The following is a 15193-nucleotide window of genomic DNA, read 5'->3' as shown; positions in this document are numbered from 1 at the left end:
CTAATGGCCCTCTGGGGACCTGTCAATGGAAGGGGTAAAGAGAGAAAGTTGCCGGGGACCACTCTCGCCGAGCACCGGCCAAGGATTACAGGATTCAAAGGGAAGATCAGGATTTTTACAGCCGCATACCCTGACCTTTATTCCGTAAAGACGCCCTATCTCCTTAAGGATCCGGTAGCCCCTAACCCGAACCATAGGCTTAACCAACTTAGTCATCGCCGAGGTGATTACCCGTTGCCATGGTTGCCCCCAGAAATAGCCCCTGATAGCTGACCAGAGCCCCCTGGGAAGCCCACTGGCCAGCACCTCTTTGATTCCCGGCCGCAAGACCAAATAACTCGCCGAGACCTCCTTTACCCCGAGGCCTGCCAGCCTCTTAAGAAGTTGTTCGATCATCCCAGGGCTGTCAGTAAGGCCGGGGATAATCGGATCTATTCGAACCGAGACCTCCAGACCATCCTCTAACAGGCGCTCTATAACGGCCAATCTTCTAGCCGGAGGAGCAGTACCCGGCTCAAAAATCCTCCAATATTGATAATCTACCGTCACCAAACCTACCCTGCCCCTCACCAATGATCGATACTCCCTAAAAAGCCTCCAGAATCTCTCCGGAATGGATCCTTTGGTAAGGAAAGATACCCCCACACCGTACCTTAAAAGCAGGGCCATAGTCTGGTAGGTAACCTCCAGGATTTCCTCCCGGGGCTGAAAACAATCAGAGGCGGTAGAAAAGGCCACCCAGCGGGGAAGCCGGCCCCGTTGGACCCGAGAAAAAAGCTCTTTTTCTAGAAGTCGGGGAAGATTGGTGTAAAGCCAGACTTCATCCTTTGGAGCCTGCGGAAAGGCTCTAGCGTAACAGTAAAGGCAGGCGTGGCCACAGCCTCGGGTGACGTTAATCCCTAAGCCGGCCTTAAGGCATCTAAAGTCAGGTCGTCTCAGGACAGAAGTCTTCTTTTCGACGAGGACCAGCCTCAAGACCTTAAAGTCGATATCCCCGAGGGGTAATCATTCGCCCCTCCCAGATATAGGTCTGGGAGTTGCCCACGATCAAGGTTGTTTGCATATCCACCCCAGAGGGATCAAGTTCCCCTAAAGTGACAATCTCTACGAATTCTCCTTGGCGACCGGCGGCCCGAACAACGCCCACCGGTGTTTCTGGAAGACGGTGCTCCAGGATCAGTTCTCTAGCCGCCAGGAGGTGCCTTTGGCGTTTACTACTGCGGGGATTATAGATAACGATGACAAAATCCGCAGCAGCTGCAGCCGCTAGGCGTTTGAGGATAAGCTCCCAGGGAGTCAAGAGATCCGAGAGGGAGATGACGGCAAAATCATGCATCAGAGGGGCCCCCAGACGAGCAGCGCAGAAGGAAAGGGCCGGGATCCCAGCTACCACTTCCACTTCCATCTCGACCCCCTGAGAACGAACAAGCTCCAGAATCAGACCAGCCATCCCGTAGATCCCTGGATCACCACTTGAAACCACGGCTACTGTCTTTCCAGAAGAGGCAAACTCCAGGGCCTTAAGACAGCGTTTGATCTCCTGACGCATGCCGCTACCAAAGACGAACTTCCCAGAGATGAGGGGAGCAATAAGGTCAAGATAGGTATGGTAGCCAACGATAACTTCGGCCCGCTCCAGAGCCGCTCGGGCAGCCAAAGTCATCTCTTCTGGGGAACCTGATCCCAGGCCTACTACGTAGATCTTCGCCGACATAAAAGACTAAGATATTAAGAAGCCTTGGTTCTGACAAGAAGAGGCCGCTTGGCTACGGCCACGGCCACGGTAACGTTGCCCACTTTGACTTTGGGGACTAAGAGCTCCCGGGCTCCAGTGGCCAAAAGGGCACAGGGTTCGGCCACCGCAGCCACTCCGATGGTCGCCATTACCACTGCCGAAGGGTTCTTTACCGCTACCGAGGAGAGATCCTTTTTGTCGAAGAAGGAAAGGGGTAAATCAAGGACCTGGGCTGCTTCTTTAAGCCCAGGCTCATCCCTTTTAACCCAGGCCGAGGCCAAAAGAGCGGCAGAGGCGAGGGAAAGCCCGGCCTCCTCAAAGACGCTCACAATGGCCGAGACGATCTCCTCACCACCGGTTCCCCGGTTAAGACCTATGCCTATACCTAAGACTTTGGGATAAAGCCTCAGAGAACAGCCTCTACCCAGGCCCATCCGGTAAGAGATGACCACCTGGGCTGTCTCTGGCCAGGCAGTGGGTTCAAGACCCAGGGGGAGCTCAAGGCCGGGGACCTCCTTGTAGACCAAAAGAGATCGTCTCTGGACCAGAAGAGATTGAGCCCAGCGCATGGCCCACCAGTTCTCTACCACCAAACCCTGGGACCTAGCCCAGACATCCAGGGCCGGGAGCCCCCGGACATCAGAGGCTGTAGTCACCACAGGGGTGGCTTTGAGAAAGGCGGCCAATTCCTGGGCCAGTTCATTCCCCCCGCCGAGATGGCCTGAGACAAGGCTGATGACAAATTGACCGGCTTCATCGATCACCAGAACCGGTGGATCTCTGTATTTATCCCGTAAGTAGGGAGCAATGGCCCGGACAGCAATGCCTGAGGCTCCGATAAAGATCAGAGGCTTTCGCCTCAGAAAGGCCTCAGCTATCGCTCCTTCGCTGTAGGCAAAGATCTGGGCCTCTTCACTAAATGAGGCCACCTTGTGGGCCATCTCCCGGCCGGCCCGGGTGACATAGACAATGAACATTTTCAGATAAAAACCTCAATTCAGGAAGAAATAGTCCTTTCTTTTAACTTTTCGGCCAGAAGATGAAGAAGTTCACGGGGATTTTTGATCTCCGGCCCCAAGGAGATCATCAGGATGCCTAGATCCTGCCCCTTGACCGTTAGCCCCCTGAGACGTTCGGCCAAAAGAGCGCTTTTAACAGGAAAATCAAGGCCTTTTATCCGCGCCAAAACTTCGGCCGGCCAGCCAATTCCCAGATCAGCTACCTCTTTAATGACCTGAGAGAAAAATATCAGGGCCTCGTTGCCCCTTTTTATCTCCTCATAGGCCAGACGGGCTAGCCCCCCGGCGGTATGGGCCTTGAGATCTTTCTCTTCAAGCTCTCCAGAGATCTTTTTCATTACCAAATTGGGATCAGCTCGAAGGATATTGCGCACAGTCTGACGGGTTAGACCGAGAAACTCCGCAATATCATCCTCGGTCTTAAAGGCCTCTTCTGACAAAACCACGGCGTAGGCCGCCTCCATCAAACTGGTAAGCCAAGTAAGGTGGCGGTAATAGATGAGTTTGCGTGGTCCTCCCAAGATCTCCAGGGCCTTAAGAAAGACCCTAATCGTCAGCCCGTCAGGGTCAAAAGTCTTGATCTCTTCTGGCTGGATGACCACCGGCATAATCCACCCCCTTTCCCCTTTCAAGATTTCTAAGTCAAAAATTAAAGCGACTCCCCTAGAGGTCAACTTGCATGGCTCAGGAGCTATTGGTAACGTGCTAACCACATCCTTATAGATCCGAGGGGGAATTATGGGAAGAGGAAGTGTCAATAAGGTCATTCTCATCGGGCACCTAGGAGCCGATCCAGAGATAAGATACACTCCCGAAGGCACGGCTGTAGCCACCTTTCGTTTAGCAACCAACGAGACCTGGACCAGCCGAGATGGGAAACGAGAAGAGCGGACCGAGTGGCATCGGATCGTCGCCTTTGGGAAGTTGGCAGAGATCTGTGGTGAATATCTCTCTAAAGGAAGACAGGTTTATATTGAGGGGCGACTTCAGACTAGGTCATGGGAAGACCGCGAAGGAGTCCGCCGCTACACCACAGAGATAGTAGCCACCACCATGCAGATGCTTGACTCCCGGGGGACAGCCCCTGGCGAGCCTGCTTCTGAGGAAGCGGTTGATCTTCCGGCAGACGAGGATGATATTCCCTTCTAGCCGGAAGACTCCACTTCTGACTCTTCTTCTTTGGCCCGTAAGCGCACTAAGGGTGGAAGGGGTTTAAGGGGCCGGTCGCCGTTTAAGTTAAAAAGCTTCCGGGCCATATCCACTACCAAGCTCCCGTCTTGGTGATAACGGTTTTTAAGGAAGATGATCGGATCGTGGAGGATTTTATTAACGATAGAACTGGTAAGGATCTCTATGGCCTCAATTTGCTCAGGAGAAAGTTGGTTTCCAATGTGAGCCAGGGTCTTGGCCAGCTCCCGCCTTCTGATCTCTTCTGCCTTGGCCCGGATGGATTTTATGGTCGGGACCACATCCAGCCCCTCAAGCCAGGTGTAAAACTTAAGGATCTCCTCTTCGATGATCCTCTCAGCCCTGAGAGCCTCCTTTTCTCGTTGGCTACGATTCTCTTCGACAACGGTCTTTAAATCGTCAATGTCGTAGACATAGACATTATCTATCTTATTGACTTCGGGCTCAATATCGCGAGGAACAGCAATATCAATGAAGAAAAGGGGTCTCATCCTCCTAGGCCGCATTATCCCCCGGACCTGATCATAAGTGATGATATAACCGGGAGCCCCTGTAGAACTGATGACGATATCCACCTTTAGGAGCCAGTCAGCGACCTCCTCAAGCCTGGCTGGTTGGCCACGGAACCTTTGAGCCAGCTCTACCGCTCGTTCAAAGGTTCGGTTAGCAACTGTAATCCCTGCAGCCCCCTGAGCCAAAAGGTGTTGAGCAGCTAGTTCAGCCATCTCCCCAGCCCCAATAAGCAGACAGCTCTTATCTGAGAGATTACCAAAGATCTTCCGGGCCAGCTCTACCGCAGCATAACTTATAGAAACAGCATGGCTGGCAATACCGGTCTCTGTCCGGACCCTTTTGGCCACAAAAAAGGTTTTGTGCATAAGGCGATTGAGGATGACCCCTGTCGTGCGGTGGGTGGCCGCCTGGCGATAGGCTTCTTTGAGCTGCCCCAGTATCTGGGGTTCTCCCAAAACCATGGAGTCAAGACTTGAGGCTACCCGAAAGATATGGCGCACGGCCTCTTGGCCCCGCAGAAAATAGAGATGAGGCTCAAAGAGCTCCCGAGAGATCTGGTTGGCCGAAGAAAAAAGATCTTTGATCTCTTCAGTGGCCTTCTCAGGACAAGAGGCCGTAAAGATGACCTCTACCCGATTACAGGTAGAGAGAAAAATTACCTCTTCCAGGCCATCAAGGCGCCTTAGAAGCTCTAAGGGATCGTCCCCACAGTTGGCAAAGGCCAAGCGTTCCCGGACCTCTATAGGAGCCGTCCGGTGATTGAGGCCCAAGATGGCAATCTCTGCCTTAGCTTGGCCAGCGCCCATAAGAATGTTCTCCTCCAAGGAGAAAATTTACCCCTAAAAAGGTAAAAATGAGGGCCATAAAACCGACTACCGAAAGAATAGCCGCCCGTCGCCCGCGCCAACCTACCGCCAGACGTTCATGGAGAAGGGCCGCATAGAGAAACCAGGTAATAAGGCTCCAGGTCTCTTTGGGATCCCAACTCCAATAGGCCCCCCAAGTTTTTTCGGCCCAAAGGCTACCAGTAATAATTCCCAATGTCATGAAAGGGAACCCAATCTTAAGGGACCAGTAGTTTATGGCATCCAGGGCATCAAGGGAAGGAAGCCTGCGAAAGATGGCCCCAAGCCTCTTCTTCTTGATCTCACGCTCCTGTAACAGATACATCACCGCCGAGGCAAAGGCGATGGCCATGAAGGCATGGCCCAAAAGGGAAATAAAGGCATGGACTGGAAGCCAGAGACTCTTTAAGGCCGGAGGCAAAGGCAATATCTCTGCCGGGGCCAGAGAAGAAAGAATCATAAAGACGGTGACAATGGGAATGACGAAGGCCCCCAACACCGGGAGCCTGAAGCGAAAATAAAGGAGGCCATAAGCACAAACCAGGGCCCAACTGAAGAAGGAAAAGGCCTCATGGGGATTGGTAATCGGGGGGTAGCCGGCCTCCGCCCACCTAAGGCCCATAGAGGCCGTATGGATCAAAAACCCCCCAGCCAGGACCCAATTGGCCACCCTGGCCGCATCTTTGCGCAGGGTAACAATATAGACTAAATGACCCGCCGTGGCCAAAAGGTAGGCCACCAAGGAGACCCGAAAGAGAAAAAGATCCATAATGGCCAAAACTTAGCAGCAACAACGACCAAAAACAAGGACCCGAAATCTGGAAGTCCCCTACCCCGACCAAAGGCAAATAATGCACCTCGCACCTCGTAGACACAAGAAATATGGCAACCCAGAACCTGAGCCCTTCCCTTCCGAATCTAGAGTGGCCATCTTTATGATCCCTTGGAGAAATAAACTTTGGTCTGGAAAGGTAGGAGCATAACGCTTTGCGTTCCCTAATAAGAAGAGGAATAACCAGACACGGCAGCATGGATCCCTATGAGAAACCTGGAAGTTGATGAGTTTATTGATACGCCCGAGGCTCAGTGATTATACTGCTTCTGTTGAGACTCTTCTTGGGTAGTTTCCTCTTTTTTCCTCTCCCAGACTTCTTTTACGATCTGGAGGATCTCCTTAAGATGAAAGGGCTTCTGGAGAAAATGAATTCTCTGACCTATTTTGGGTATGGAGATACCGGTTTCATGCCCACTTATGACGATAAAGTGGGCTCGAGGTGATCTGACCAGGGCCTCTTCGATAATCCTCAAGCCTCCCATAGCGGCCATGTCCAGATCAACAATCAAAATATCAAAGCCCGAGACCTTCTTCTCTATTAGCTCAAGGGCCCTTTCACCTTTGGCTGCCACCTCAACCTCATAGCCATGGAGAAGAAGGGCTTCTTTGAGAAGATTGCGAATGTAAGTATCTTCTTCAGCCACGAGAATGCGGCAGGCCTCTTGGATTTTCTTTTCTTTAGGGGCAGAGACCGTCCTTCTCCTTACGGGAAACAGTATCCTAAAGGTGCTACCCTGCCCTGGAGTGCTTTCCAGCTCAACTTGGCCCCCCATGGAGGCGGCCAGGGAATAGGCCATAGAAAGGCCAAGCCCCGAACGCTTTTGGTCCTTTTTGGTGGTAAAGAAGGGTTCAAAGACAAATTCCTGGACCTCAGGCGGAATACCAGATCCCTGGTCCCGGACCTCAAGGACAATCACCTTAGAGTTCCAGAGCGTGGTGGACACGGTGACCGTGCCTCCTTGGGGCATAGCATCCACGGCGTTACTAATAAGGTTAAGAAGGATCTGAACCAGGGCTAGACGGTCGTAGTGGATGGAGGGAAGCTGGGGATCAAGTTTACTTTCAAGGCGAATTCTTTCTGGCAGAAGATCCCTGATAACTACCAGCAGAGCCTTGATGTCCTGGTTGATATCTCCAAGCTTTACCTCTATGGGCTGGCCCATACCGATAGTCAAGAGCTTGTCCGTAAGCTCTGCACCTTGGCGAAGATCGTCTAGAATCTGTTTAAGCCTCCTTTGGGCGGCCTCCGAGAGCCCCTCTTCTCGGAGCAGTTCCAGTTGCCCCAATACTCCTGCCAAAAGATTGTTGAAATTATGGGCAATATTGCCTGCAAAACGAGAAAGAGCTTCCATCTTTTTGGCCAGATAGCGCCTCTTCTCCCGTTCCTCTATAGGAGAGATATCCCGGATAGAACAAACAAAGATTCTTTCATCTGGTTCGAGTAAATAGAGCCAAAGATCGTAGTCCCCCCAGTCACTGGAGACTATCCTGCGGGCCTTCTCTTTAGCCTGAGCCTCTTCCAAGGGGCAGAAGGAGCAAGGGGTGCTCCGGCCAAAGAGGATCTGATGGCAGTTATCACCCTCTCTTTTCAGATTTTGAGCAGCAGCATTTATAAAGAGAACCTTTCTCTGGAGGTCAAGCCCCACAGCCGGATCAGGCTGAGTGGAAAAAATTTTACATATTTTAGGATAGACGTTTTGGAACATAAAAATATACCATCCCCAAGCTAGTAAGGGCTCAAAAGCCCGAAAGAAAACCTAATTGCTTAATTAGCCAGGTTTTCTCTGTCTCGGCAAGATTAGCAATTTGTTTGCCACTCCAAACGGACGATTAAGGCCGTTTTACTACCAAAATCTACCAGTTATATGGGGATTTTTTTTCGTGGTGGGAATTTTTTTTCCTAATTCGCTGGCTTCAATCTCTTCACCTAAGAGGAACCAGAACCAAGGGCGCGGTTTATGACCTAGCCTAAAACTTTCTTTTTGGGGCTATTTTAATTTAAGGATTTAGTTCTCCCCCTTGGTAGGGGCTATACTCCTGGCCTCCTTCTTTTTTAAAAAGCTCTTGGTCAGAGGCCAAGATGATCTGAGAGACCCAGCGATCCAAGGCCAAAAGATACTTTTGTCTTTCTTCCGGACCGGCCTGAAGATTTATGATTTTTTCCTCAAGCTCTCTAAAACCCACCTCCGGCAGGAGGTGACGCAGACGGATAGAAATCATCAGCCTGGGGCTACCATCTGATCGGCAAAGGCTGTAGACGTGTTCTCCAAGATCTTCGATCTGGAGTCTGAATCCCATCAAACAGAGGGTCTCTGCGCTCTTTGAGGTATTGTAGCTGACTATCCGGTGTTCTTTAATCTTTTCTCCCCAAGCAACTAATCTCCGACGAAAATAATCCCCTACCCTCCAACCAATAGCTACCTCAGGGCAGAGAAGTCCAATTTTTTCTGCCAAGACCTTAAGCTCCAGAGGAACCCATATCATAAGAAATTTTCGTAACATGTTTTTAAAAAAGATGCCAATAAATAAATACCTGGATAACTAAATTTTAAAATAGTTGATTTCATCATTTTGAATAAATAATCTCTCTTTATAGAGAGAAATTTCTAAATTGGTCAAAAAAATTGAATTTTTAGGAGGATAACATGCATCCGAGTCAATATTTGCCTCGGATAATGCCCGATCCTCTTAAGCCTCTGATCGATCTTGCTCTGGATATGCGTTGGAATTGGTGTCATCTCTCTGAGCCTCTTTGGCAATATATTGATCCTGACCTCTGGGCCTGGACCCGCAATCCCTGGTTTATCCTGGGACGGGTTAGTCAGGAGAGGTTAGATAGGCTGGCCGAAGACCGGGATTTTCTCAAGCTCCTAGAGGAACAACTCCAAAAGAGGGCTGAAGTGGTCAGTAAACCGGGCTGGTTCGAAGAGACCTATGGGGCGGGGGCCTTGGGGGTTATTGCCTATCTGAGTATGGAATTTGGATTGGGGGAGTCTCTACCAATTTACTCCGGAGGCCTAGGTATCCTGGCTGGAGACTATCTCAAGACCGCTAGTGATTTAGGGCTACCGGTGGTAGGGATAGGGCTCCTTTATCATCAGGGTTATTTTCGTCAGGCTTTGGATGCCAACGGAAATCAGCTAGAGTTCTTCCTTTACAATAACCCCACCATGATGCCCATCACCCCGGTGAGGGATAAACGAGGAGATTGGTTAAGGATTCAGGTCATGTTGCCCCAAAGAGAGCTTATCCTCAGAGTCTGGGAGGTGAAGGTAGGCCGGGTAAGACTTTATCTTCTCGACAGTAATGACCCATTAAACACCCCTGGCGACCGAGGCATAACCGGCAAGTTGTATGAGGGCGGTGAGGAGACCAGGCTTCAGCAGGAAATAGTCCTCGGGCTGGGGGGGTGGAAGCTCCTGGAATCCTCGGGCCTCAACTGTGAGATTATGCACCTCAACGAGGGTCATGTAGGTTTTGCCGTCCTAGAGAGGGCCCGTTCCTTTATGAGGAAGTATGGCCAGCCTTTTCAGGTAGCCCTTGCCTGTACTCGGGTAGGTAACATCTTTACTACCCACACCCCAGTGGGGGCAGCCTTTGATCGCTATTGCCCTCATATCTTTATGCCCTATGCCCGCTTTTATGCCGAGATGTTGGATCTTTCCGTAGAGGATTTCATGGCCTTGGGACGGGCCAACCCTGAAGATCAGGAAGAGCCCTTCAATATGGCCTATCTGGCCGTGCGTGGCTGTGGGATAATAAACGGGGTCAGTCACCTCCACGGTAAAGTCAGCCGGCGTATCTTTCAGCCTCTCTTTCAGGATTGGCCTCAAAGGGAAGTCCCTATCGGCTATGTAACCAATGGTATCCATGTCCCCTCTTGGGACTCAAACTGTTCTCACCCTATCTGGGCTAAAACCTGTGGTGAGGACTTCTGGTTGGGAATCTCTGAAGACCTTGAAGGGGCTTTCTCCAGGATAAGTGATGAAGAGCTCTGGGAGTTTCGTTGTGCCAGCCGTCTTAAGCTCATCTCCTTTATACGCCGGCGGATGATAAAACAACGTCTGGCCCTGGGGCTCGAGGAAAAGACTCTAGAGCGTTGTAAACATCTCCTTGATCCCAACACCCTTACTATTGGCTTTGCCAGGAGATTTACCGGCTACAAGCGCCCCAACCTGCTCCTTTATGATCAGGATCGTCTTCAGCGAATCCTCACCAGTCAAGAAAGGCCAGTACAACTAATCATTGCTGGTAAAGCACACCCTCAGGATGCAATCGGCAAGAGGCTGATCCGCGACTGGATCGAATTTCTCAACCGGCCAGAGATTCAGGGGCGGGCTGTCTTTGCGGTCGATTATGACATGACCGTGGCCTGTGAACTTGTCCAATGGGTCGATCTTTGGATCAACACCCCTCGGCGCCCCTGGGAGGCCTGTGGTACCAGTGGAATGAAGGTTCTGGTGAACGGTGGTCTTAATCTCTCGGTACTAGACGGTTGGTGGGAAGAGGGCTATTGCCCTGAGGTCGGCTGGGCTCTGCCCAATGTAGACGAGAGGCTTGATCCAGATAAGGCCGATGCAGTCCAGGCTAAGGAGCTCTATCGGCTCTTGGAGGAAGAGATCATTCCTAGCTTTTATGATCGTGATGATCAGGGGATTCCCAGGGCCTGGGTAGCCAAAGTGAGGGCCAGCATGGCCAAACTAACCCCTCGTTTTTCTTCCAACCGCATGCTCCGGGAATATACCGAGAAGTTCTATCTCCCGGCGGCCCAAAGATTGCGGGAGAGGGTTACCAAAGGAGGACAATTTGGGGTCCAACTTCAGCACTGGCGTCAACATCTTCAATGCAACTGGCCCAAACTTCATTTTGGAAGACTAGAAATGGAAAAAACCGAGGATGGCTATCTCTTCCGTCTGCAAGTTTATCTGGGTGAGATGGACCAAGAGGCCGTAAAAGTGGAGTTATATGCCGAACCCGAAGAAGAAGATGGAGAGCCAGAGCGTTGGCCCATGACTCCAGAGAGGACCCTTTTAGGTTTTGTAAATAGCTATCTTTATACGGCCCGGGTTAAAACTAACCGGCCGCCAGACCATTACACCCCGAGGATTATTCCCTTTTTTCCTGGGGCGATTATCCCCCTGGATGATAACCATATTCTCTGGTTAGAAAGAAAGATGTGTCCCATTTGAGATATTTTCTACTCTTCCTCTTTAATGAACCTTACCCTTACGGCCTTACCTGGACCCCGGGGGAGTTCTCCCTGGCTTAAGAGTCTGACCTCAACGTGGAATCCTAGGAAATTATAGATCTCTTCTTCCAATCTCTTTTTAAGGCTTTCATCGAGCCTGGATGATTCCACAGTCACCTCGACCTGATCTTTGCCGGCCACCTTTCCGATAGTGATCAGGTAATTGGGAAGAACCTCTGGATGTTTCATGAGGATTTCCTCGATCTGTCGAGGATAGAAGTTGACCCCTTTTACCTTGAGCATATCATCAGTTCGACCCTTGATGCGGGCGATTTTAAGGTGGGTCCTCCCGCAGGCACAGCGACTCCGCGAAACTATTCGGGTAATGTCCCGAGTACGATAACGGATAAGGGGAAGTCCCTGCCTGGTGAGGGTGGTGATAACCATTTCCCCCTCGGTTCCATTAGGGACGACTTCACCGGTCTCAGGGTCGATTATCTCTACCAGATAATGGTCCTCCCAGATGTGGATCCCGGAGTGATCTTGACAATCAATCCCCAACCCGACCCCCCCTGTCTCGGTCATGCCGATGATGTCAAAGGTCTCTATGCCCATTTCTTTTTCAATGAATCCTCTGGTCTCATCACTCCAGACCTCGGCTCCGAAGATCCCCACCCGCAATCTGGTCTGTCTGAAATCAAAGCCTTCTTCCCGGGCTACCTCGATGATCCGCAAGGGATAAGATGATATCCCTGCTAGAGCCGTAGTCCCAAAATCTTTCATAAACTTAAGCTGCATCAAGGTCCGGCCAGGACCAATGGGGATGACAAAACAGCCGATCCTTTCTGCTCCATAATGGAAACCAAAGCCTCCATTAAAGAGGCCAAAACCGGGGGTGATCTGGAGGACGTCTTTGTGGGTGAGGCCAGCGGCTGAAAGACAGCGGGCCATAACCTCAGACCACTGTTCAACGTCTTCTCGACTGAAGGGGTTAATTACCGGGGTTCCAGTGGTCCCAGAAGACATATGAAAACGGACAAATTCATCTTTACGGCCACAGGCAAGCCCAAAAGGATAGGCCTGACGGAGATCATCCTTGGTAAGGAATGGGAATTCCTGAATATCTTTTAAGGATTTAATCTCTCCCGGATCTGGCCTTCCTAGCTGTTCAAAGTAATACTGATTGTTCTCTTTTATGTGGCTGAGGGTTCGACGGAGTCTTTTGAGCTGAAGATTCTCTAGCTCCTCTCGGCCCAGACATTCCAGACGTTGCTGATACACGACGGCCCTCCTTATGCCTTTAGGGCTTTGGCTCTCTCCAAGGCCCTTTTGAATCCTTCTCGAGAGCGCTCGATAACGGCTTCATCTACACAGAAGGCCAACCTCATATACCCTGGAGCCCCGAAACCTCGCCCGGGGACTGCTAGGATCTTTTCTTCAGCCAGAAGACGACAAAAGGCAACATCGTCTTCTATCGGAGTCCGGGGAAAGACATAGAAGGCTCCTCGGGGGCGGACGAACTCATATCCTGCCTCTTCAAGGATCTCGCAGAAGAGGTCACGCCGGCGCTGATAAATCCCCACATCAATGGCGGCCTGAGGGCATCTGGCTACTGCTCGCTGAATCAGGGCCGGGGCATTGACGAACCCCAGAATTCTGTTGGCCAGAATAAAGGCAGCCATAAGATCCTGAGCCCCTTCGGCCTCAGGATGAAGGGCTAAGTAACCTAGACGTTCTCCCGGAATAGATAGTTCTTTAGAGAAACTGTTTATAACGATGGTCTGATGATAGAGGGGAAACAAGGCCACAGGGCTGAAGCCGTCAAAGGTAAGGCGCCGGTACGGCTCATCTGAGAGGAGGAAGATAGGCCTTCCATGACGTCTGCTGGCCTCTTCCAGGATTCTCGCCAGACCCTTTAGCTCTTCAGAATCATAGACTTGACCTGTAGGATTATGGGGAGAGTTTATAAGCACCGCTCTGGTCTTAGGAGTGATGGCCTTATCCAGAGCCTCAAGGTCAAGATGAAAGTCGGCCTTGGTGGGCACAGGAACGGGATGGCCCTGATGATTTTCCACATAAAAGCGATATTCTACAAAAAAGGGAGACGGAAAGATGACCTCGTCCCCCGGTTCTAGGATAGCCTTAAAGACCACATTGATGGCTCCGGCAGCCCCGCAGGTCATGACCACGTTTTCGGCCGGTGTCTCCAGCTCCTGTTCTTCGGAAACTCTCCGAGCCATAGCCTCTCTGACAAAGGGATATCCGGCATTGGGCATATAACCGTGGATGCCTGGCCCTTCTTCCTGAGCCACCTCCTTTAGGGCCAGAAGGAAATCGGCCGGAGGGCTTAGATCCGGGTTGCCCAGGCTGAAATCACAGACTGCCTCTGGGCCATATTGGCTCTTAAGCCGGGCCCCTTCTTCAAACATTTTCCTTATCCAGGAAGAGCCCTCAAGATAATTTACGATCTGCTGGGAGATGACCATCTCTTCCTCCTCTTAAGAGACCTTTTAAGGCAAAGCCTTTACTCAGGGCGATCTTAATTGTCAATGGACCCTAGAATTCTCTAAACCCCCTTTCCCGAGAGCCTACCTTATATACCCGACACCAGCCGAGATACCACTTCATAATAACTAGCCTCCATATCATTCCATAAGCTGCCTGGCCGGATTATCGAGTCACAAAGGAAGTCTAATGAACAAAAGGAAGACATTTTAGACATTTTTAACGTTTTTTCCGCCTGGATGGAGGCGGCCCCAAGGGTCCAAAAGGCTTTTTCCACCAGAAGTTGAAGCAGGCTTTTAGAAAGATCTACGAAAAAGCATATGGCTACGAGGTCCTTTTTATCATCCCGGGAGAAATGAAAGGTGAGGTCTTACCGGACAACGCCCCTGATCACCTCCCAGAGAATGTAGTAAAAAGAGGTTGTTTTTCCCATGAGTTTTCTTCCGAGGCTTGGTGTTGTGTGGGACACCTCCATCCTGGCTGGCCCCAAGCTCTCCGAGACAGACGAAATATATGGTGTTCCTCCGCAAGCCATTTCAATCTCGGTCTCGCTGGCCAAAGGGTTCCGAAGCTTGCGAAAAACATTCTTCCCAGGGAAGAGGAAGCACATACCCGGGCTTTTGCGCTTTTAAAAGCTCGGCTCTGGTTATAAAGCCGGGGCTCGGGAAGCCTTGGAAGGTTTTCTTCGGTCCCTGGTGTTTGTAAAGCCTCTCGAAGTTGAAAGTCCCGGCCAAAGCCGGATGCAAATCAAGAGAGGGGTCCGCAATTAGTTCTCTTAGCGTCGGGCCTTCCACAAACGGACAGCTTAAGTATATATCCCTTAGCCAGCCGCTCCTTTCCACCGAGCCCAAAGGAAAGCCCTTCCTTGAATTGTTGACGAAGCCCGGGAGCAGCCACCGGAAAGGTGGTAAGCAAATAACGCCCAAACTGATCTATAACATTCTTACCAAACTGAACCGGATTCAGGGGCATTGGTTACTCCTAACTTAACAACGGAAAACCAATAATTTTAGCCGCCTGATTAAGTTCACCGCCGATCCTCCAGAACACGTTCGGCGACACTCTTACCGGATATTTTTGGTCTGACACGTCCACCTTTGGGCTTGCCACCATCCCAGATGACCAATCCATTCGCCATCAGGTCCTCAATAATAATACTATTAGAATTGAGGACATTTCTGTTACAACCGTTGGTCAAAGGTCAAAAGTTTCCCTTTCTGTTTTCGTGCTTTTATACACAGGAAACACTCAAGCAAACTGAGCCCTTTAGATTCAAGAAAGAGATTAAAGGCTTCGAGTAATAGCTTCTTATTTCGGTTGACTACGCCTTTATAAAGCAGGAGATCTTTCAGCGCTTCCGCGGCT

The 15193-nt window shown here is 50.8% G+C and carries 13 protein-coding genes; 2 read left to right on the top strand and 11 right to left on the bottom strand.

Annotation, left to right across the window (positions count from 1 at the left end; genetic code table 11):
• The 4 genes from ACXJJX_RS06225 to ACXJJX_RS06210 are packed head-to-tail and all read right to left on the bottom strand — an operon-like array spanning nucleotide 1 to nucleotide 3362.
• The gene (locus tag ACXJJX_RS06225; RefSeq protein ID WP_456433241.1) at nucleotides 1-975 is read right to left on the bottom strand and encodes an SPL family radical SAM protein; all 975 of its coding nucleotides are present in this window, start codon (nucleotides 973-975) and stop codon (nucleotides 1-3) included.
• A gap of 4 nt (nucleotides 976-979) precedes the next feature.
• Nucleotides 980-1714 carry a precorrin-3B C(17)-methyltransferase gene (gene cobJ, locus ACXJJX_RS06220; protein ID WP_456433239.1) on the bottom strand — a complete coding sequence of 245 codons (735 nt, stop codon included), beginning with the start codon at nucleotides 1712-1714 and terminating at the stop codon, nucleotides 980-982.
• A 14-nt stretch (nucleotides 1715-1728) separates the two neighbouring features.
• Complete coding sequence (locus tag ACXJJX_RS06215; RefSeq protein WP_456433237.1) at nucleotides 1729-2712, bottom strand: cobalt-precorrin 5A hydrolase; 984 nt, start codon at nucleotides 2710-2712, stop codon at nucleotides 1729-1731.
• Between the two features lie 20 nt (nucleotides 2713-2732).
• Nucleotides 2733-3362 (bottom strand): bacterio-opsin activator, encoded by a 630-nt coding sequence (locus ACXJJX_RS06210; protein ID WP_456433235.1) that lies wholly within the window; start codon nucleotides 3360-3362, stop codon nucleotides 2733-2735.
• Between the two features lie 130 nt (nucleotides 3363-3492).
• Here ACXJJX_RS06210 and ACXJJX_RS06205 point away from each other — a divergent pair, with 130 nt between their 5' ends.
• Nucleotides 3493-3903 carry a single-stranded DNA-binding protein gene (locus ACXJJX_RS06205; RefSeq protein ID WP_456433233.1) on the top strand — a complete coding sequence of 137 codons (411 nt, stop codon included), beginning with the start codon at nucleotides 3493-3495 and terminating at the stop codon, nucleotides 3901-3903.
• Here ACXJJX_RS06205 and hemA read toward each other — a convergent pair.
• The 4 genes from hemA to ACXJJX_RS06185 all read right to left on the bottom strand — a co-directional run bounded on the left by hemA (nucleotide 3900) and on the right by ACXJJX_RS06185 (nucleotide 8619).
• Entirely contained in the window at nucleotides 3900-5261 is a 1362-nt protein-coding gene (gene hemA, locus ACXJJX_RS06200) for a glutamyl-tRNA reductase (protein WP_456433231.1), read from the bottom strand. The two genes, ACXJJX_RS06205 and hemA, sit on opposite strands and share 4 nt — an antisense overlap.
• Nucleotides 5242-6069, bottom strand: a complete 828-nt coding sequence (ccsB, locus tag ACXJJX_RS06195; RefSeq protein WP_456433229.1) for a c-type cytochrome biogenesis protein CcsB — start codon at nucleotides 6067-6069, stop codon at nucleotides 5242-5244. The genes hemA and ccsB overlap by 20 nt, the downstream gene beginning before the upstream one ends.
• 314 nt (nucleotides 6070-6383) lie before the next feature.
• Nucleotides 6384-7841 (bottom strand): two-component system sensor histidine kinase NtrB, encoded by a 1458-nt coding sequence (locus ACXJJX_RS06190; RefSeq protein WP_456433227.1) that lies wholly within the window; start codon nucleotides 7839-7841, stop codon nucleotides 6384-6386.
• Between the two features lie 292 nt (nucleotides 7842-8133).
• Nucleotides 8134-8619, bottom strand: coding sequence for an FmdE family protein (locus ACXJJX_RS06185; RefSeq protein WP_456433225.1), 486 nt, complete (start codon nucleotides 8617-8619; stop codon nucleotides 8134-8136).
• 161 nt (nucleotides 8620-8780) lie between these two features.
• On the opposite strand from ACXJJX_RS06185, the gene glgP reads away from it, so the two are divergent.
• Nucleotides 8781-11324, top strand: a complete 2544-nt coding sequence (glgP, locus tag ACXJJX_RS06180) for an alpha-glucan family phosphorylase (RefSeq protein ID WP_456433223.1) — start codon at nucleotides 8781-8783, stop codon at nucleotides 11322-11324.
• An 8-nt stretch (nucleotides 11325-11332) separates the two neighbouring features.
• On the opposite strand, the gene ACXJJX_RS06175 is transcribed toward glgP, so the two are convergent.
• From ACXJJX_RS06175 to ACXJJX_RS06165, 3 genes are all read right to left on the bottom strand, one after another.
• A complete protein-coding gene (locus tag ACXJJX_RS06175; RefSeq protein ID WP_456433221.1) occupies nucleotides 11333-12604 on the bottom strand; it encodes a phenylacetate--CoA ligase family protein in 1272 nt (423 codons plus the stop codon).
• A gap of 11 nt (nucleotides 12605-12615) precedes the next feature.
• Nucleotides 12616-13809 carry a pyridoxal phosphate-dependent aminotransferase gene (locus tag ACXJJX_RS06170; protein WP_456433219.1) on the bottom strand — a complete coding sequence of 398 codons (1194 nt, stop codon included), beginning with the start codon at nucleotides 13807-13809 and terminating at the stop codon, nucleotides 12616-12618.
• 1200 nt (nucleotides 13810-15009) lie between these two features.
• On the bottom strand, nucleotides 15010-15193 hold a 184-nt coding region (locus ACXJJX_RS06165), incomplete at its 5' end, for a hypothetical protein (RefSeq protein ID WP_456433217.1).

The sequence above is a fragment of the Thermosulfuriphilus sp. genome (genome assembly GCF_054026695.1).
The sequence above is the reverse complement of the archived record's forward strand: the minus strand, read 5'-3'. Positions and strand labels throughout refer to the sequence as shown.

Bases quoted from the DNA above. Each gene is read 5' to 3' on its own strand.
- cobJ (WP_456433239.1), bottom strand. From the start codon at position 1,714: ATGTCGGCGAAGATCTACGTAGTAGGCCTGGGATCAGGTTCCCCAGAA.
- ACXJJX_RS06215 (WP_456433237.1), bottom strand. From the start codon at position 2,712: ATGTTCATTGTCTATGTCACCCGGGCCGGCCGGGAGATGGCCCACAAG.
- ACXJJX_RS06210 (WP_456433235.1), bottom strand. From the start codon at position 3,362: ATGCCGGTGGTCATCCAGCCAGAAGAGATCAAGACTTTTGACCCTGAC.
- ACXJJX_RS06205 (WP_456433233.1), top strand. From the start codon at position 3,493: ATGGGAAGAGGAAGTGTCAATAAGGTCATTCTCATCGGGCACCTAGGA.
- hemA (WP_456433231.1), bottom strand. From the start codon at position 5,261: ATGGGCGCTGGCCAAGCTAAGGCAGAGATTGCCATCTTGGGCCTCAAT.
- ccsB (WP_456433229.1), bottom strand. From the start codon at position 6,069: ATGGATCTTTTTCTCTTTCGGGTCTCCTTGGTGGCCTACCTTTTGGCC.
- ACXJJX_RS06190 (WP_456433227.1), bottom strand. From the start codon at position 7,841: ATGTTCCAAAACGTCTATCCTAAAATATGTAAAATTTTTTCCACTCAG.
- ACXJJX_RS06185 (WP_456433225.1), bottom strand. From the start codon at position 8,619: ATGATATGGGTTCCTCTGGAGCTTAAGGTCTTGGCAGAAAAAATTGGA.
- glgP (WP_456433223.1), top strand. From the start codon at position 8,781: ATGCATCCGAGTCAATATTTGCCTCGGATAATGCCCGATCCTCTTAAG.
- ACXJJX_RS06170 (WP_456433219.1), bottom strand. From the start codon at position 13,809: ATGGTCATCTCCCAGCAGATCGTAAATTATCTTGAGGGCTCTTCCTGG.